Consider the following 16582-nt stretch of genomic DNA (forward strand, 5'->3'; position numbering starts at 1 on the left):
AAATCATCTGGGAAATACCGCCGTATCGATTGGGCATACAGGCCGTCTGCGACCGTAGGAAGCCCCTGTGGGAAAAATCATAAAACGCTTTTCAGACGGCCTGTTTCACCACTCACCCACCAAACCCGTCTTTTAACACGGCATACACTTGCAAATCCCTAAACACGCCGTCTGAAACCCGTTCGCCCTGCCGTTCTATGCCTTCAAAAACAAATCCCAAGCGTTTGGGTATGCTTTGGCTGGGCAGATTGCCGACACCGCAGCAGATTTCTACGCGGTTCATGTGCAAATCGTTAAAGGCAAATTCGCACATTCTTTTAACCGCCAAAGTCATAATACCTTGCTTTTGATAGGCTTTTTTTAGCCAATAGCCGATTTTGGTTTTTTGGTTGCGGATGTCGGTTTGGACAAAACTAATCAGCCCTGCGAACTGCCCGTTTTTGCGGATACAAAAAATATATTCTTTGCTTTTTTCCACCGTCTCCAATGCCGATTTGATAAAGCGTTCCGTGTCGGCAAGTTCTTTGGTCAGGGTAATAAAGGGCAGCCACTCGCCCAAATATGCCCGCTCTTGGTCTATGGTGTGAAAAATATCCGCCGCGTCGCTGGTTTTGAGGGGTTCAAGAGATAGGTTTTCGTTGATGGTGAGTTGCATGTTTTCGCCCTGTTTGTTGCGTTTGTTTGAATGTTTTCAGACGGCCTGTTTGCCTGCCACCGCCTCCAGCACCTGCTGCGAGATTTCTTGATGGGTGAGCCAGCGGTTTTCGCTGGTGTGTTTGCCCAGTTGGATAACGGTTAAGGGGAAGTCGTTCATCAGTGCCTGCGGTAAGGGATTGCTGCTTGTGCCTTTGACGAGATAGGCTTTTTTCAGTAGCGGTTTTATTTCGTCTAACAGCTTGAGCAGGTGCGGATAGTAGGGGCTGTGAATCCATGCCAACAAGCTAATCGGCTGGGTTTGTTGGTTTAGTTTTTCTGCCAAAGCGGCATAGCTTTTTGCTTGCGAGAAATCAAAGGGGAAAAATTCGGCATGCTCGAATGCCGTCAATATCGCTTGGTAGCGTGCTTGTTGTCGTCCGCACAGTAAAACTTGTGTTTGGCTGTGCTCTGTTAAGGTTTGGCTGGCGGCAAACAGCATGCCCGAGCCGCCGATAATTACCAGCATAATTTACTCCTTTTGGGTGTTTTATATTCAATCCGTCTTGTCGCTTTCCCATTCTCTAAGCAATGCCCGCAGTCCTGTGTCCAGTGCCTGTTTTTCTGCGTCGCTCAGGTTTGACAGCAGGGCGTTTTCGTTGGCGAGATGGGCGGTAACGGCTTGGTCTATCAGCGTTTTGCCTGCGTCGCTTAGTTGTACGAGCTGGCTGCGGCTGTCGTCGGGGTTCGGCAGGCGGTCGATGAGTCCGCGATTTTCTAGGATTTTCAAGCGGTGGGTCATCGTGCCTGACGACACCATCAGCGTGGCGTAAAGGGCGGTGGGCGAAAGGATAAACGGCGCGCCTGCTCGGCGTAGGGTGGCGAGTACGTCAAATTCGCCGAAGTTCAGCCCGTATTCGGCAAAGATTTTGCCCAATTGCGGTGCTAACAGGGCGTTGCAGCGGTTCAGCCGCCCTAAGATCGCCATCGCAGGCAGTCCTGAACGCAGGTCGGGGCGTGCGGCGTGCCATTGGGCGATGATGTCGTCCACGCGGTCGGTTTGGTTGCTCATGCGGTTTCCTTGTTGTCTTAAGTTTAAGAATCTTGATTTTAAGATTCTTCGTGTTTTATACTGGTATTATCTTAACATTGAGACAGTTAATATGAAACAAGACAATCTGATAGCCAATGTTTTACTCACCGCGCTTGCGCCGCTGATTTGGGGTTCGACCTATTTGGTAACCACCGAATTTCTCCCGCCCGACCGCCCGTTTACCGCTGCCGTGCTGCGTTGTCTGCCTGCCGGTGTGCTGCTTTTGTTGTGGACGCGAACCCTACCCAAGGCGGGCGATTGGGGCAAAACGGCGGCCTTGGCGTTTTTGAATATCGGCTTTTTTCAAGCAATGCTGTTTATCGCCGCTTACCGTTTGCCCGGCGGCTTGGCGGCGGTGCTTAGCTCTACGCAGGTGCTGATGGTGCTGTTATTGCTACGCTTTATCGGACGAGAAACGGTGGCAAAAGCGGCGTGGCTGTTCGCCCTGCTCGGCGTGGTCGGGGTGGCGATGTTGGTGCTGTCGCCCCATGCCAAAAGCGATACGCTCGGCATTGTCGCGGCACTGGCGGGTGCTGCGTCGATGGCATCAGGGGTGTTTTTCGGCAAACGCTGGCAGGTGGATTTGCCGCTGCCTGCGCTCACCGGCTGGCAACTGTTTCTCGGCGGACTCATGCTCCTGCCCGTTGCCGCATGGCGTGAAACCCTGCCTGCCGCGTTCACCGCTGCCAATATCGGCGGTTATCTCTATCTGTGCCTGTTCGGTGCGGTGCTGTCTTATGCCTTGTATTTTCGCGGCATTGCCAAGCTGCCGCCCGCCGCCGTGTCGTCGCTCGGTCTGCTCAGCCCCGTTTGCGCCTTTATTCTCGGCTGGCTGTTCTTGCAGCAGCATATGAATACCGTCTCACTCATCGGCTTTGTGCTGGTGTTAGTCTCCGTTTTCGGCGTACAACGCGCCGCTCATCGTAAGTAAACTCAAGGGAATTTTATGAACTTCCATAAACGCATTTAATGACACGGCAAAACCGTCGGCATTAAACTTTAGAAAAAAGCAGATGGCTGAAAAATAAGGTATAATGCTTTAAATTCAAAATCTTGCCAAAAAAAAACGGCAATTCACACACTTAAATTTAACTTTAGTTAGGACAAAGCAATGAACGTCAAAAACCTCTCCGAAAACCGCTATTCCACCAAAAAATTCGACCCTACGAAAAAAATCAGTGCGGATGATTTTGCGCAAATCAAAGCCGCCTTGCGCAACGCACCGTCCAGCGTCAATATCCAGCCGTGGCATTTCGTCATTGCCGACGATGACGCAGGCAAAGCCCGCATTGCCAAATCCGCCGAAAACTTCCCTTATAACCGTGAAAAAATCACCAACGCCTCGCATGTGGTGGTTTTCGCCGCGCGCAAACACGCCGACGATGCCTATGTAACCGCCGTAGTGGAACAAGAAGACCAAGACGGCCGCTTTGCCACCGCCGAAGCCAAAGCCGCCGGCGACGACATCCGCCGCGTTTATGTCGGCTATCACCGTGAGCAATTCCAAGACGAAAGCGCATGGCTTGCCAAACAAGTACATATCAATTTGGGCTTTGTGCTGTTCGCCGCCGCAGCCTTGGGCATTGATGCCGTGCCGATGGAAGGCGTGGATATGAAAGTGCTCAACCAAGAATTCGGCCTAAACGAAAAAGGCTACACCGCCGTCGCCGTCGTTCCCTTCGGCTACCGTGCCGCCGACGATTACAACGCTGCCCTGCCCAAATCCCGCTTTGCCGAAGAAGTGATTTTTTCTAAGGCTTAAGAGCAGACAGTTTAATAGCAAACCAAAAGCGGTGGGATTTGCAAAAGTCAGCGCAAATCCCACCGCTTGTTTTTTTGGGGTTTGGTTAATCAGCCATAAGGGAAAGGCCGTCTGAAACCGTAGGAGGTTTCTGCGAGGGGGCGTTTAACCATTTTCAGGCTGCCTTTACGTTTTCAGGCTGCCTCTGTGTTTTCAACCCGCCGCCATGCCCAATTTCCCCGCCAATGCCGCTTTTGCCGCCGCCCATTCTTCGCGCAACATGCTGTATGCCACGGTATCGCGCACCGTGCCGTTTTTGCGGAGTTTGTGGCAGCGCAGCACGCCGTCTTTTTTCGCGCCCAAGCGTTCTATCGCCGCTTGCGAGCGGGTGTTCAAGATGTCCGTTTCCCAGCACACTACGCGGCAGTCCAGCGTTTCAAAGGCGTGGGCGAGCAGCAGGTATTTGCAGGTACTGTTGATGCGTGTGCGCCACGCCGATTGGCGATACCAGGTGTAGCCGACATACAGGCGGCGGATTTGTGCATCGGGCTGGTAAAACGCCGTTGTACCGACCACTTCGCCGGTGGTTTCGTCGATGACGGCAAACGCGCTGCGCGTCGCTTGGGCGGCCTGAATGTATTGCGCCACTTGCTCGGGCGCAGGTGCGCTGGCTACCGCAAGCCGCCAGATTTCGCCGTCCTGCACCGCTTGGCGCAAACCCGCTTCGTGCCGCAGCTCAAGCGGTTCCAGGCGGACTTGGTTGGCAGTCAGGATTACGGGGCGGATAAAGTTTGGCATGGGGTTTCCTTGGTTGTCGGGCGTTTGCACGATGGGTTTTCAGACGGCATTTCAGTGTTTCAGGCTGCTTTTTCGTTCCCGCAAAGGCAGCCTGAACGCTATCGTTCCGCCGTCCAAAGCTGGCCGCCCTGATTGCCCAGTTCGCTCGGGCTAATCACATAAACCTTTGTATCGGCAATCATGTTTTGGGTTTCGTTTAAGTATTTTTGAAAATGCGGCGTGGCGCGGCGGCTTTGGTAGGCGGCTTCGCTGGCGTAGATTTCAAAGAAATACCACTTTTCAGGCTGCTTGGCATCGGTGGCGGCATACATCGCCAGCACGCCGTTTTCTTTTTGCAGCGACTGCGCCATTTCGTCCAGCACAATGGCTTTGAACGCGGCGGCGTGTTCGGGCTTGACGCTCACGCTGACGAAATTGGTTTTGGTGTCGGCGGTTTGGGTGATTTTTTTGTCGCCTGCAAACTGCAATACCGTGTCAAATTTGACTTTGTGTTCGGTCAGAATCTGCGGCGACTGTTTGACAAATTCGGCGTATTGCGGCGATTTCCGGTGAACCTGATAGGCGGCGTCATCGGCATACAGCTCCACCATATACACCATGTTCGGATTGGCTTTTTGCTTGACCGAATACATCGCCAGCGTGCCTTGTTCGGTGGCAATGGAGGTGCGGATATTGTGTTTGCCCACCGCGTCATAGCGGGCGGTTTTGCCGTGGGCGATACCCAGCTCGAAGATGTTGAACACAGGCGCGGCGTGGGCGGATAGCGTGAATAAGGCGGTCATCAGGATTGCGAGTTTTTTCATCATAAAGTTTCGGTTGTTTAAAGGGTTTGGGGGAGGCCGTCTGAAAAATGGTTAAACGCTTTTCAGACGGCCTATAAATGGATTGTTTAAATTATTTGATTGAATGGTTTTTCTAAAGCAACGATGTAGGTCGGATACTGGTATCCAATATTGGTTTGCCTTTCCCAAAAACGCCAGGTCGCTCCGAAGCCCGTGCGTTTTGTCGGATTTAAAAATCCGACCTACGACTACTGTGGTTTCATTAGCGTTTCAGGCTGCTTTTGCATTCTTACAAAGGCAGCCTGAAATATTGGAACTGCTTTATTTCCCTGCAAACTCGGGCAGTTTCTCCGAAATCAGTTTGGGCGCAAATTCGCGGATTTCGTAGGTGGCGAAATCGGGGTAGTAGCAGTCTTCTTCCAAGATTTTTTGCAGGGCTTCGCGGCTTTCGGTTTGGGCGAATATCAAGCCTTGATGTGCGTTGGTGTCGGTGAACGGGCCGAGCATGAGAAAGCTGCCTGCGGCGAAGTGTTTTTTGAACCATTCGGTGTGCACAGGGAACATTTTTTCGTGCTGCTCGGGGGTAAGGTCGTGATTGACGGTGATGGTGATGAGGTACATTTTGGGTTTCCTTGTGAAAGATTAATGGGTAAATGGGCAGCCTGAAACGGTGTTTTCAAACGGCCTGTTAATGCCTGAAAAATAATGGCTGCGACAATGAAACCATTATAAGGGCAAGTTTTTTAATTAAAAATAGGCTAATTGGAATAAGACTTATAATAAAAAGTTGAAAATAAGCCGTCTGAAAAACGTTTCAGCATTTTTTCAGACGGCCTTTATTTGCAATACAAGCGGTGGGATTTATCCGATTTTTTGCAAAAACAGATAAATCCGACCGCTCTTTTTTTGGTTTAAATTCGTTGAAATTTTTGGCTTTCAGACGGCCTACACGTTAAACACCCATTCTTTTACCTGCCGCACTCTTTCTACGGTCTGATGGTCAAAAAACTGGCTTTCGCCTGCGTCCAGCGTGGCGATGTTCGCTTTGTCTTCGCTGTCTAGCTCAAAATCAAACACATCAAGGTTTTGCGCCATGCGTTCGGGGCTGCTGGATTTGACCAGCACCACGATTTGCCGTTCGAGCAGCCAGCGGATAATCACTTGCGCCACGCTTTTGCCGTGTTTTGCACCGATTTGGCTCAGCACGGGATTGCTGAAAATGCCGTTTTTGCCCTCGGCGAAAGGTGCCCACGCCTCCACCAAGATATTTTCGTTTTGCAGCGTCTCCACCAAGTCCGCCCGCTGGTGGAAGGGGTTGATTTCAATCTGGTTTACAGACGGCATCACACGGTTGAACACGCCCAAATCCACCGCACGGTCGGCGGTAAAATTGCTCACGCCGATGGCACGGATGTCGCCTGCCGCTTGGGCTTCTTCAAGCGCCCGCCAAGTGCCGTGTACGTCGCCGTAGGGCTGGTGGATCAACATCAAATCGATGTGGCCGATGTTTAAGCGTTTGAGCGAGCGGCCGATGGACGCTTTGGCGGCCTCATAGCCTGCGTTTTCCACCCACACTTTGCTGGTAACGAAAATGTCGCTGCGGTCGATACCGCTCCCACGAATGCCCTCGCCGACTTCGGTTTCATTGACATAGGCTTGGGCGGTGTCGATGTGGCGGTAGCCTGCGGCAATGGCGTTTTGCACCGCTTGTACCGTCTGTTCGGGGGCGATTTGGTATGTGCCGAAGCCGAGCGACGGAATGGCTATGCCGTTGTTTAAGTTGAAAGTTTTCATTCTATTCTCCTGTTTGGGGTTTTTCAGACGGCCTTTAGATACTGCCTTGATTAAACGGTAAACCCATTATAGCGGTTATTTTTTAATTAAAAACAGGCTAATTGGAATAGCACTTATAACAAAAAGTTGAAAGCCGTCTGAAAAACGTTGGATTATTTTTTCAGACGGCCTTTTAAAGCCGACGGGCGGGCGGTGTTTATTGGCTGGCTTTTTCATCCAGCCCTTTGATTACTTTGCAGTCTTTGCTTTGGCGTTCGCCACATTCGCTGAGATTGTGCAAAAAGGCTTGGATTTTTTGCAGTTCGGCTATTTTGTCGGCAATCAAACTCAAATGGCGGGCAACCAGCTCGTCTGCGTCTTGGCAGCTTTGGGCGGGCTGCTCTTTCAGGGCTTGCAGTTGTTTGATTTCGTCCAGACTGAACCCCAGAGAACGGCAGCTTCTGATGAAGTTTAGGCGGGCAAGTTCTGCTGCACCGAAACTGCGGTAGCCGTTACTGTCGCGTTCGGCAGAAAACAGCCCGCAGCGTTCGTAATAGCGTATGGTTTCGGCATTGACCCCGCTTTTTTTGCTCAATTCGTTTATTTTCATGCGTTTCATTTTTTGGCTTGACCTTGTAGCGGCTACAGGCTTTATCATAACACATAATGTTTTAAAAATAAGGAGTTATGATGGCTTGTTGTCAAAGTTGCACGTCTGTGCGTCCGCATTACCGCAAAGTGCTGTGGTTTGCCTTGGCGGTGAACGCCTTGATGTTTGTGGTGGAAATCGTGATGGGTGTCCAATCGGGGTCGCTGTCGCTGCTGTCTGATTCGCTGGATTTTTTCGGCGATGCGGCAAACTACGGCATCAGCCTGTGGGTGTTGGGCATGGCATTGCATAAGCGTGCCAGAGCGTCGCTGCTCAAAGCGGCAACGATGGCGGTGTTTGGCGGCTGGATTTTGCTGTTGACGGTGTACCGCTGGTGGTGGCAGGGCGATGTGCCGAACTATCACGAAATGGGCGTGGTGGGCGTGCTGGCGTTGGCGGCGAACCTGCTGACGGCGTGGGTGCTGTATGCCTATCGGGACGGCGACAGCAATATGCAGAGTGTGTGGCTGTGTTCGCGAAATGACGCGGTGGGCAATCTCTTGGTGATGGCGGCGGCGGGCGCGGTGTATGTTACGCAGTCCAAGCTGCCTGATTTGCTGGTAGCGGTGCTGATGTCCTGCCTTGCTTTGTCGGCGGCTTGGCGGATTGGTTCGCAGGCGGTCAAAGAATTGCGTTCGGACAAGTAGACGAGTGAAACGGCGGTTGCAAGCGGCGGGATTGGCTGAAAATTTTGCAAAATCTCAAGCAAATCCGCCCGCTTGTATGGCTTGCAGAAATAGAGATTTCGGCAAATAAAAAGGCCGTCTGAAACCCTAATTTTTCAGACGGCCTGTTTTTGTTTTTAAGGTTTAAATCCCAAATCCGCCGTCCACGGGAATGTCCGCGCCTGTGATGAACGCGCCTGCGTCCGAGGCCAGATGAGCGGCGAGTTCGGCGATGTCGGCGGGCTGTCCGAAGCGGCCGAGCGGCACCATGGCAGTTACGCGGTCTTTGTGCGCTTGGGCTTCGGCGGCGGAAAGTTCGGTTTTTTCGTAAATCGGCGTTTCAATCGGGCCGACGGCGATGTTGTTCACACGGATACCGTCTTTGGCGAGCTCTTTTGCCCACACGAAAGTCAGCGTTTTGAGCGCGGCTTTGCTGGCGGAATACACCGACATATTGGGCAGGGGCTGGTTGGCGACCGCCGAGCCGATGTTGATGATGCTGCCACGGCTCTCTTTGAGCAGCGACAAGGCTTGCTGCGCCATGTCCACCACCGCACGCACGTTGATGTTGAACACCGCGTCAAATTCGGCAAGTGTTTGATTTTCAAGCGGGGTTACGGGTGCCATGCCTGCGTTGTTGACGATGATGTCCAGCCGTCCGAAACGGGCTTGCACATCTGCCAAAATGCGGGCAATGTCTTCGGTGTTGCCTGCGTCGGCAACGATGTAGCTGATGTTGCCGTGCAGGGCGGCGGTTTCTTTGAGCGGAGCTTCTTTGCGCCCCGTAACCAGCACTTTTGCGCCCAGTTCGGCGAATTTGACGGCGATGGCTTGTCCGATACCGCTGCCTGCGCCTGTGATAACGGCGGTTTTGTTGGTTAAAGTGTTCATGGGGTTTCCTTGGTTGAAGTTGATGAATAGGGGCGGACGGGGCGTTTAAACGTTAAACACCCATTCTTTGACCTGCCGTACTCTTTCTACGGTCTGATGGTCAAAAAACTGGCTTGCGCCTGCGTCCAGCGTGGCGATGGCGGCTTTGTCTTCATCGCTCAGGGCGAAATCAAACACGTTCAGGTTTTCCGCCATGCGCTCGGGTTTCGCGGATTTTGCCAGCACGATGATGCCGCGTTCCACCAGCCAGCGTGTGATGATTTGGGCGGGGCTTTTGCCGTATTGCTGCCCGATTTGAACGAGGACGGGGTTTTGGAAAATGCCGTTTTTTCCTTCGGCAAACGGTGCCCACGCCTCCACCGCGATGCCTGCGTTTTGCAGCTCGGCAACCTGCTGCACGCGCTGGTGGAAGGGGTTGATTTCAATCTGGTTTACCTGCGGCATCACGCGGTTGAATATGCCTAAATCCACCGCGCGGTCGGGTGTGAAGTTGCTCACGCCGATGGCGCGGATTCTGCCTGCCTGCTGCCAGCGTTCCAGCACGCGCCATGTGCCGTAGGTGTCGCCGTAGGGCTGGTGGATGAGTACCAAATCCAGATAGTCCAAGCCGAGCCGCCCGAAAGAGCGGTTGAGCGAGGCTTCGGCGGCGGCTTCGCCTGCGTTTTCCACCCACACTTTGGTGGTAACGAACAATTCTCCGCGCGCCACGCCGCAGCGGGCAATGCCGCGCCCGACTTCGGTTTCGTTCATATAGGCTTGGGCGGTGTCGATGTGGCGGTAGCCTGCGGCAACGGCTTGGATAACCGCCTGCTCGGTTGCTTCGGGGGCGATTTGGTACACGCCGAAGCCGAGGATGGGGATTTCAATATTGTGGGCAAGTTGTACGGTTTGCATGATGCACTCCTGTGTTGGCGGCGGATTTGCCGCGTTTGCCTTGGGGCGGGCGGTTTGCGCTTTTCAGGCTGCCTTTGTCTTTTCAGACGGCATCAAGGCAGCCTGAAAATGTGTTTTAGCCGTTTCAGGCTGCTTTTTGCGTTACGCCGCCAGCTCTTTCAGTTTGGCAACCAAACGCTCGCCGTGTTCGCGGGCTTTTTGTTCCTGCTCGGCTTGGGCTTCGGGCGTGGCGCGGGCGGAGTAGCTTACGCCTGTGGTGTAGATTTCGCCTTGGTAGTCCAGATTGCACAGGGCGGCGGTGGTTTTAAACTGCGGCAGGTATTCGGCGATTTCGTGCTGCATTACGCCGTCTTTTTGGTAGGCGGCTGCGGGTGCGCCTGTGGTGAACGACAGCAGCAGTTTTTTGCCGCCGAGTTTGCCTTTTGAGCCGTGCGAAAAGCCGTGCAGGAACACTTCGTCCAGCCACAATTTCATCAGGCCGGGCATGGCGTACCAAGAAAAGGGGAATTGGAACACGATGACATCGGCGTTGAGCAGCGCGTCTTGTTCGGCGGCGATGTCAAAGCGTTTGTCGGGGTAGAGCGCGTCGAGCTTGCGGATTTGGGCTTCGGGCAGCTCGCGTTCCACCTGCGCCAAAATGGCGGCGTTGGCTACGGAGGTTTTCAAATCGGGGTGGCCGGAGATGATGAGGATGTTTTTCATGGGGTCTCGCTTTTAAACGGTGCGGATTGGGGAAAATGCCGTGCGCCTGAAATCCGCAAAACAGGGGCGCGGCGGAATCGGTGGGATTGTGGCACACAATATGCCGAATGTGTTTTGTGACAAATACGCCTTTATAAGGTATTTTAGCAAAACTTACGCAATAACAGAAGTTTACCGCTGTTCGGAATACGCCTATTTTTACACTTTTAATGCGTATTACACGGGAAAAACTTCATTTTATGGCTCAACTGAACGCAGGCGACTTGGACAAGCTGGTCGGCAAACGTATCCAAAAACGGCGCAAGGAGCTGGCTTTGACCGCCGATGCGCTGGCGGAAAAAATCGGCATTTCGCAGCAGCAGCTTTCGCGCTACGAACGCGGCGACAACAAGGTAAACATCAATCTGCTGGCGCAAATCGCCGATGCGCTGGACACGCCGCTGAACTGGTTTTTCCTTGATGCCTGCTGCCCGAACGCCGCGCCAGACGGCGATGATTTGAAGCGGCGGTATGATTTCCATTGGCATACGTTCAGCCAAGAGCAGAAATACGCGGTTATCCGCCTGCTGGATGCGTTCAGCCAACAGGCGAAAGAGCCGAAATAGGGCGCGGGGCGCGGCAGCCTGAAATGCCGTCTGAAAACATCGTTTGGACATACTGTTTGAATATGCCGTCTGAAAATACAGAGCTGCGCCTGTGTTCCGCAGGGGTTTGCCGTGTTTTCAGACGGCATTTTAGGTTTTGGCTTCGCAGAAGCCCGTAAACCCGCTTTCAGACGGCCTTTGGCGTTTCAGACGGCCTTACCAAGACTGGGTGGTCGGGCCGACGGTGAACTCGCTGATGTTGGTGTCGGCGGGCTGGCTGATGGCAAACGCCACCACGTCGGCGATGCGTTCGGCGGGGATTTCGTACTGGTCGTACAGCGCGCGGTAGCCTGCCGAGGTGCTGCTGTCGGTGATGTGGCTGACCAGCTCCGACTGCACGGCGGCAGGGTAAATGGTGGCGGTGCGGATATTTGTCCCCGCCTGCGCCGATTCCATCCGCAGCGCTTCCATGATGGCTTTCACCGCCCATTTGCTGCCGCAATAGACCGCTGCGCCGGGGTACACTTTCAAGCCCGCCACCGATGAGGTGGTGATGATATGTCCCGATTTTTGCGCGGTAAATTCGGGTAATACGGCGGCGATGCCGTTCAGCACGCCTTTGATGTTCACGTCCACCATCGCATTCCAGTTGGCGGTTTCCAGCGCGGCCAGCGGCGAGGAAGGCATCAGGCCTGCGTTCAAAAACACCACGTCCACTTTGCCGAAGGCTTCTTTGGCCAGCGCTACAAGCGCTTGATTGTCTTCGGGTTTGACCACGTCGGTTACGCGGTACACCGCCTCACCGCCTGCGGCTTTGATGTTGTCGGCAATGGCTTTGAGCTGCGCTTCGCGGCGCGCGCCGAGTACCAGTTTCGCCCCTGCCGCCGCCAGTTTGTAGGCGGTGGCTTCGCCGATGCCTGATGATGCACCAGTGATGATGACGACTTTGTCTTTGATGTTTTGCATGAGATTGCTCCTTGGGTGGGGTTTCAGGCTGCTTTTGAGGCCGTCTGAAAACGGTTTGGGAAAAAAGAAGGCGGCTTGGCAACGGGCTTTCAGACGGCCTGTGCGGCCGGCGGAAAAATAAAAAAGATTCCTGTCTGCCGCCGGAGATTGTAAACAGGCCATTGTCATTCTGAAACCTGTTTTACCAAACAGACGCGTGAAAAAATCAAATCTTACAAAATGATAGCAAGCCCGCCGCCGGATTCCGCACGGATTCCGGCTTTTTGCCGGCCTGCCGTCCGCAGGCAGAACACGATCGGCGGCGCGGGCGGAACGGGGTACGGGCGGATTATGGGCGTGCGGGCGGAGCGGGGGAAATCGTAAAAGCAGATAGGGGATATTGCGCGGGGGGATGCCTGCAAACGGCGCGGCGGGCATGGGCGGCGGTGTGGCCGGAGCTGCTTTGCGCTTATGCGCCGCCGCTCTGCGTCTGCCGCAGCACGGCGCGGTACACGTCTTTCAGACGGCCTGTTACCGCCGTTTCGCCGTATTGCGCCAGACAGTTTGCGCGGATGGACGCGCTGCGGTAGCGGCTGCGGCAGTTGCGCAGGTGCAGCATGGCATCGGCGAGGGCGGCGGGGTTGTCGGGCGGGACGAGCAGGCCGTTGTCTGCGCCGATGATGCTTTCGGGGCCGCCGCAGCGGGTGGCGGCCACGGGCAGCCCCTGCGACAGGGCTTCGACAAACACCATGCCGAAGGTTTCGCTGCGGCTGGCAAGGACGAAAGCGTCGCTGCGGCGCATAAACTGCGGCATTTCAGCGGCGGACACCGCGCCGTGGAAGCGGACGGCGCGGGCAATATTCAGACGGCCTGCCTGCCGTTGCAGGTTTGCCAGTTCCGCGCCGCCGCCGGCGATTTCCAGCCGCAGGCCGGGCTGTTGCTTCAAAGCGAGTGCGAAGGCTTCGAGCAGGATATCGAAGCCTTTGTTGCGGTTGAGGTGGGCGGCGGAACAGAAGACGAAGCTGCCGTTTTCCCTGTTTTCAGACGGCCTCTCCGTCATGGGGAGGGGGGCGGCAAACGCGGGGGGCAGGATGTTGGGCAGATATTGCCAGTCCAGCCCGGGATATTCGTTTGCAAGCAGGCGGCAGAAGGCGGGGCTGACCGCCAGCCGCGCCGCCGCGCCCGCCGCCGCCGCAATCATGGCGGGACGCTGCCAGCGGCGCACAAGGCCGCGCGCGTAGGTGCTGCTGTGTTCGGTGATGACGTAGGGGATGCCGTATCTGCGGGCGATGCGGCGGGCGAGGATGCCGCCGTGGGAAACGGCATGGGCGTGCAGCAGGTCGGGGCGGCCCTGTTCGGCGAGATAGCGGGCAAACAGGCGCATTCCCGCCGCCAGCCAGCGTTCGCGGTCGAAGTGGGGCAGCGGCGGGCAGAAGTAGCTGCTGTGGCGGGTGTAGGTGGCGATGGGGCCGTCTGAAAAGAGCTTGTTTCCGTAGCGTCCGGCAAAGATTTCCCGCCAGCGGCGCGGCGAGCGGAACAGCGGCGCGGCCACGCCGACGCGCAGGCCGGCGCGTGCCAGCGCGTGCGCCTGCTGGCGGAAGAACAGGCCGTCGAGCGAGTCGGGTGTTTCGGGATACCAGGAGGGAAGGAGGAGGATGTGCATGGTGTCGGAGGTCGGAGAGAGGACGGGTATAAAAAGGGGGGCAGGGCGGACAGGCCGTCTGAAAAGCGGCCTAGCGGCGCAGGAGGCGGGTTTTCAGACGGCCTAAATCTTCACGCCCGCCCCACGCCGCCGCCGCCAGAGCCGCCGCCCACAGCGCGGCAAAGGCGGGGAAGTTTGCCGTGCTGCCGCAGAGGGCAAAGGCGCAGCAGAGGGCAAGGCAGGCGGCGGTGGTGCCGTATACCGCGCCCCGGGGCAGCGGCTGCCACAGGCGGGCGGAGGCTTCGCTTTTCAGGAGGAAAAACAGCCAAAACGCTGCCGCCGAAGCCGCTGCCGCCCCGCGTGCGCCGTAGTGCGGGACGAGCAGGTACAGCAGCGCGGCGGCGCAGGCGAGGGCGGCGAGGGAAACGAGGGGAATCAGGCTGCTTTTGCGGCGCACATGGATGCCGATGCCCGTGGCTTCGGCGAGGGTGTACAACAGCGGCACCAGCATCACGGCGGGCAGGATGAAGGGCACGGCGGCATATTGCGGCGGCAGCACCCATGCGGCGGCGGGCGAGAGCAGGGCGCACAGGCACACGGCGGCGGCCAGCACAAACGCCATCCGCCGCGCGATGCCGCCCACGTCGGCCGTTTTGCCTTCGGCCAGCCGGCGGAATACCAGCGGCGACCACACCGTTGCAAACACGCTTTGCAGCACCGAGGCCGCCGCGCCGAAATTCACCGCCAGCGCGTACACGCCCAGTTCTTCCGCTCCGGCCAGCGTGCGCAGCAGCCAGCGGTCGGCGGAAGAAAACGCCCAGTAGGCCAGCCCGCCCGCCGCCAGCGGCAGGCCGTAGGCGAGTGCGGCGGACAATTCCGGCAGGCGGATGCGCGAACGTGCCGCCGCGGGCCATTCGTGCCGCGTCTGCCACAGCAGCAGCAGCGCGGCGGCCAGTTGGGCAAAGGCATATACCGACACCAGCGCGAACGTGCCGGCGGGCAGGCGCAGCAGCACCCATGCCGCCGCCGCCGCGAGCAGCAGCAGCTTGGGCAGAAGCTGGGCGAAGGAAAAGGCCAGGGCGCGGTCGTTCATCCGCAGCACCAGCGACAGATAGCGCGACAGCATGAGCGCGGCGGCAAACAGTAGGCACAGCCCGCCCAAACGGGAATCGGCCAGCGACAGGATTTTTTCAGACGGCCATTGCGGCGCAAACGCATACAGCGCGGCGCAGGCGGCAGCGGCCAGCGCGAGCGGCGGCAGGGCGGCGGTTTTGAACAGCGCGGCGCGGTTGCCGCTTTGGTGGAACTCGCGGATGTAAAACTGATCCAGCCCCAGCCCGAACGTAATCAGCGCGAGGCTTGCGGCGGCTTGCAGCAGCAGCACGCGGCCGATGTCCGCGCCGGAAAAGCTGTACGACAGCAGCGGCAGGGCAAGCACGCCCGCCGCCGCGCTGCCGGCGGGGCCGAGGGCATAGGCCGCTAGGGTTTTGGCGTTCATGGTCGGGTTCCGGATTCGGTGCAAAAGGCCGTCTGAAAACGTATCCGTGTTTTCAGACGGCCTTTGCCGTGTTTATGCCGCTGCGTGTCTGGTGCCGCGCAGTTCGTGAAAACGTGCGCGCCAGTCGGCAAACCCGCCCTGTTCGATGGCTGTGCGCATTTCTTCCATAATCACCTGGTAAAAGTGCAGATTGTGGATGGTGTTTAATTGCGCGCCGAGAATCTCGCCGGCGCGGTGCAGGTGGTGCAGATAGGCGCGGCTGAAATTGCGGCAGGTGTAGCAGGTGCAGCTTTCGTCCAGCGGCGCGGTGCTGTGTTTGTGTGCCGCATTTTTGATTTTTATATCGCCGAAACGGGTAAACAGCCAGCCGTTGCGGGCGTTGCGGGTGGGCATCACGCAGTCGAACATATCGATGCCGTTGGCCACGCCGCAAACCAAATCTTCGGGCGTGCCCACGCCCATCAGATAGTGCGGCTTGTGGGCGGGCAGCATGGGGCCGACGGCGCGCAGCATACGGTACATTTCGGGTTTGGGCTCGCCGACGGAAAGCCCGCCGACGGCCAGTCCGGGGAAATCGAACTGCTCCAGCCCGCGCAGCGATTCTTCGCGCAGGTCTTCATACATCGCTCCCTGCACGATGCCGAAGAGTGCGTTGGGATTGCGTAAGTCTTCAAAGGCTTTTTTGCTGCGTTCCGCCCAGCGCAGGCTCATTTGCAGCGATTGCCGCGCCTGCTGGTGTGTGGCTTCGCCGGGGGTGCATTCGTCAAGCTGCATGGCGATGTCGGAGTTCAAAACCGTTTGGATTTCCATGGAGATTTCGGGCGATAAAAACAGTTTGTCGCCGTTAATCGGGCTTTTGAAGGTGCAGCCTTCTTCGGTGAGCTTGCGCATGTCGGAGAGCGAAAACACTTGGAAGCCGCCCGAATCGGTGAGTATCGGTTTGTCCCAGCCGATGAATTGGTGCAGGCCGCCGAATTGTCCAATCACTTCCAAGCCTGGGCGCAGCCACAGGTGGTAGGTGTTGCCGAGGATAATCTGCGCTTTGATGTCGTGAAGGTTGGCGGGCGACATGGCTTTGACCGAGCCGTAGGTGCCCACGGGCATGAATACCGGCGTTTCGATGGTGCCGTGGTTGAGGGTGAGCGTGCCGCGCCGCGCGCGGCCGTCGGTGGTGTGCAGGGTGAATTTGAGCATGGCGGGAGTGTGGGCGGACAAAGGGGCGGATTATAAACGAATACGGCGGGAGGCCGTCTGAAAGCGGCGGTACGGCCTGCGGGCTTGGGCTACAATCG

General features: G+C 56.6%; 19 protein-coding genes. 4 read left to right on the forward strand and 15 right to left on the reverse strand.

What is annotated here, in order from left to right; genetic code table 11:
• Nucleotides 1–112 precede the first annotated feature (112 nt).
• Genes DYE40_RS06995 through DYE40_RS07005 form a run of 3 tightly spaced genes read right to left on the reverse strand, consistent with a single transcriptional unit; the run spans nucleotide 113 to nucleotide 1705 of the window.
• Nucleotides 113–655, reverse strand: coding sequence for a GNAT family N-acetyltransferase (locus DYE40_RS06995; protein ID WP_115308428.1), 543 nt, complete (start codon nucleotides 653–655; stop codon nucleotides 113–115).
• A 36-nt stretch (nucleotides 656–691) separates the two neighbouring features.
• Nucleotides 692–1162: a Rossmann-fold NAD(P)-binding domain-containing protein gene (locus DYE40_RS07000; protein WP_115308429.1), complete on the reverse strand. Its 471-nt coding sequence runs from the start codon at nucleotides 1160–1162 to the stop codon at nucleotides 692–694.
• A 27-nt stretch (nucleotides 1163–1189) separates the two neighbouring features.
• Complete coding sequence (locus DYE40_RS07005; protein ID WP_115308430.1) at nucleotides 1190–1705, reverse strand: MarR family winged helix-turn-helix transcriptional regulator; 516 nt, start codon at nucleotides 1703–1705, stop codon at nucleotides 1190–1192.
• 91 nt (nucleotides 1706–1796) lie between these two features.
• On the opposite strand from DYE40_RS07005, the gene DYE40_RS07010 reads away from it, so the two are divergent.
• Together DYE40_RS07010 and nfsB are read left to right on the forward strand one after the other, a co-directional pair.
• Complete coding sequence (locus DYE40_RS07010; protein ID WP_115308431.1) at nucleotides 1797–2657, forward strand: EamA family transporter; 861 nt, start codon at nucleotides 1797–1799, stop codon at nucleotides 2655–2657.
• A 180-nt stretch (nucleotides 2658–2837) separates the two neighbouring features.
• The gene (gene nfsB / locus DYE40_RS07015) at nucleotides 2838–3488 is read left to right on the forward strand and encodes an oxygen-insensitive NAD(P)H nitroreductase (RefSeq protein ID WP_115308432.1); all 651 of its coding nucleotides are present in this window, start codon (nucleotides 2838–2840) and stop codon (nucleotides 3486–3488) included.
• Nucleotides 3489–3680: 192 nt separating this feature from the next.
• On the opposite strand, the gene DYE40_RS07020 is transcribed toward nfsB, so the two are convergent.
• The 5 genes from DYE40_RS07020 to DYE40_RS07040 form a co-directional block, all read right to left on the reverse strand.
• Nucleotides 3681–4265 carry a GNAT family N-acetyltransferase gene (locus DYE40_RS07020; RefSeq protein WP_115308922.1) on the reverse strand — a complete coding sequence of 195 codons (585 nt, stop codon included), beginning with the start codon at nucleotides 4263–4265 and terminating at the stop codon, nucleotides 3681–3683.
• A 98-nt stretch (nucleotides 4266–4363) separates the two neighbouring features.
• Nucleotides 4364–5071: a putative quinol monooxygenase gene (locus DYE40_RS07025; RefSeq protein WP_218564335.1), complete on the reverse strand. Its 708-nt coding sequence runs from the start codon at nucleotides 5069–5071 to the stop codon at nucleotides 4364–4366.
• A gap of 297 nt (nucleotides 5072–5368) precedes the next feature.
• Complete coding sequence (locus DYE40_RS07030) at nucleotides 5369–5668, reverse strand: YciI family protein (protein WP_115308434.1); 300 nt, start codon at nucleotides 5666–5668, stop codon at nucleotides 5369–5371.
• Between the two features lie 324 nt (nucleotides 5669–5992).
• Nucleotides 5993–6841, reverse strand: coding sequence for an aldo/keto reductase (locus DYE40_RS07035; RefSeq protein ID WP_115308435.1), 849 nt, complete (start codon nucleotides 6839–6841; stop codon nucleotides 5993–5995).
• A 196-nt stretch (nucleotides 6842–7037) separates the two neighbouring features.
• Nucleotides 7038–7439 carry a MerR family DNA-binding protein gene (locus tag DYE40_RS07040; RefSeq protein ID WP_218564336.1) on the reverse strand — a complete coding sequence of 134 codons (402 nt, stop codon included), beginning with the start codon at nucleotides 7437–7439 and terminating at the stop codon, nucleotides 7038–7040.
• A gap of 98 nt (nucleotides 7440–7537) precedes the next feature.
• Between DYE40_RS07040 and DYE40_RS07045 the strand changes: the two genes are divergently transcribed.
• Nucleotides 7538–8116, forward strand: coding sequence for a cation efflux transmembrane domain-containing protein (locus DYE40_RS07045; RefSeq protein ID WP_244731523.1), 579 nt, complete (start codon nucleotides 7538–7540; stop codon nucleotides 8114–8116).
• Nucleotides 8117–8278: 162 nt separating this feature from the next.
• Here DYE40_RS07045 and DYE40_RS07050 read toward each other — a convergent pair whose 3' ends face one another.
• The 3 genes from DYE40_RS07050 to DYE40_RS07060 form a co-directional block, all read right to left on the reverse strand.
• Nucleotides 8279–9025 (reverse strand): SDR family NAD(P)-dependent oxidoreductase, encoded by a 747-nt coding sequence (locus DYE40_RS07050; protein ID WP_115308436.1) that lies wholly within the window; start codon nucleotides 9023–9025, stop codon nucleotides 8279–8281.
• 45 nt (nucleotides 9026–9070) lie between these two features.
• Entirely contained in the window at nucleotides 9071–9919 is an 849-nt protein-coding gene (locus DYE40_RS07055; protein ID WP_115308437.1) for an aldo/keto reductase, read from the reverse strand.
• A 141-nt stretch (nucleotides 9920–10060) separates the two neighbouring features.
• Nucleotides 10061–10621: an NAD(P)H-dependent oxidoreductase gene (locus tag DYE40_RS07060; RefSeq protein WP_115308438.1), complete on the reverse strand. Its 561-nt coding sequence runs from the start codon at nucleotides 10619–10621 to the stop codon at nucleotides 10061–10063.
• A 239-nt stretch (nucleotides 10622–10860) separates the two neighbouring features.
• Here DYE40_RS07060 and DYE40_RS07065 point away from each other — a divergent pair, with 239 nt between their 5' ends.
• On the forward strand, nucleotides 10861–11226 hold the full coding sequence (locus DYE40_RS07065) for a helix-turn-helix domain-containing protein (RefSeq protein ID WP_115308439.1): 366 nt from the start codon (nucleotides 10861–10863) through the stop codon (nucleotides 11224–11226).
• A 195-nt stretch (nucleotides 11227–11421) separates the two neighbouring features.
• Here DYE40_RS07065 and DYE40_RS07070 read toward each other — a convergent pair whose 3' ends face one another.
• The 4 genes from DYE40_RS07070 to tgt all read right to left on the reverse strand — a co-directional run bounded on the left by DYE40_RS07070 (nucleotide 11422) and on the right by tgt (nucleotide 16484).
• Nucleotides 11422–12171: an SDR family oxidoreductase gene (locus tag DYE40_RS07070; protein ID WP_115308925.1), complete on the reverse strand. Its 750-nt coding sequence runs from the start codon at nucleotides 12169–12171 to the stop codon at nucleotides 11422–11424.
• A 448-nt stretch (nucleotides 12172–12619) separates the two neighbouring features.
• The gene (locus DYE40_RS07075; protein ID WP_115308440.1) at nucleotides 12620–13813 is read right to left on the reverse strand and encodes a glycosyltransferase; all 1194 of its coding nucleotides are present in this window, start codon (nucleotides 13811–13813) and stop codon (nucleotides 12620–12622) included.
• A 70-nt stretch (nucleotides 13814–13883) separates the two neighbouring features.
• Nucleotides 13884–15290: a lipopolysaccharide biosynthesis protein gene (locus DYE40_RS07080; protein WP_115308441.1), complete on the reverse strand. Its 1407-nt coding sequence runs from the start codon at nucleotides 15288–15290 to the stop codon at nucleotides 13884–13886.
• A 72-nt stretch (nucleotides 15291–15362) separates the two neighbouring features.
• On the reverse strand, nucleotides 15363–16484 hold the full coding sequence (gene tgt / locus DYE40_RS07085) for a tRNA guanosine(34) transglycosylase Tgt (RefSeq protein WP_115308442.1): 1122 nt from the start codon (nucleotides 16482–16484) through the stop codon (nucleotides 15363–15365).
• Nucleotides 16485–16582: the final 98 nt, after the last annotated feature.

It is taken from the genome of Kingella potus (assembly GCF_900451175.1).
GTDB classification, from domain to species: domain Bacteria; phylum Pseudomonadota; class Gammaproteobacteria; order Burkholderiales; family Neisseriaceae; genus Neisseria; species Neisseria potus.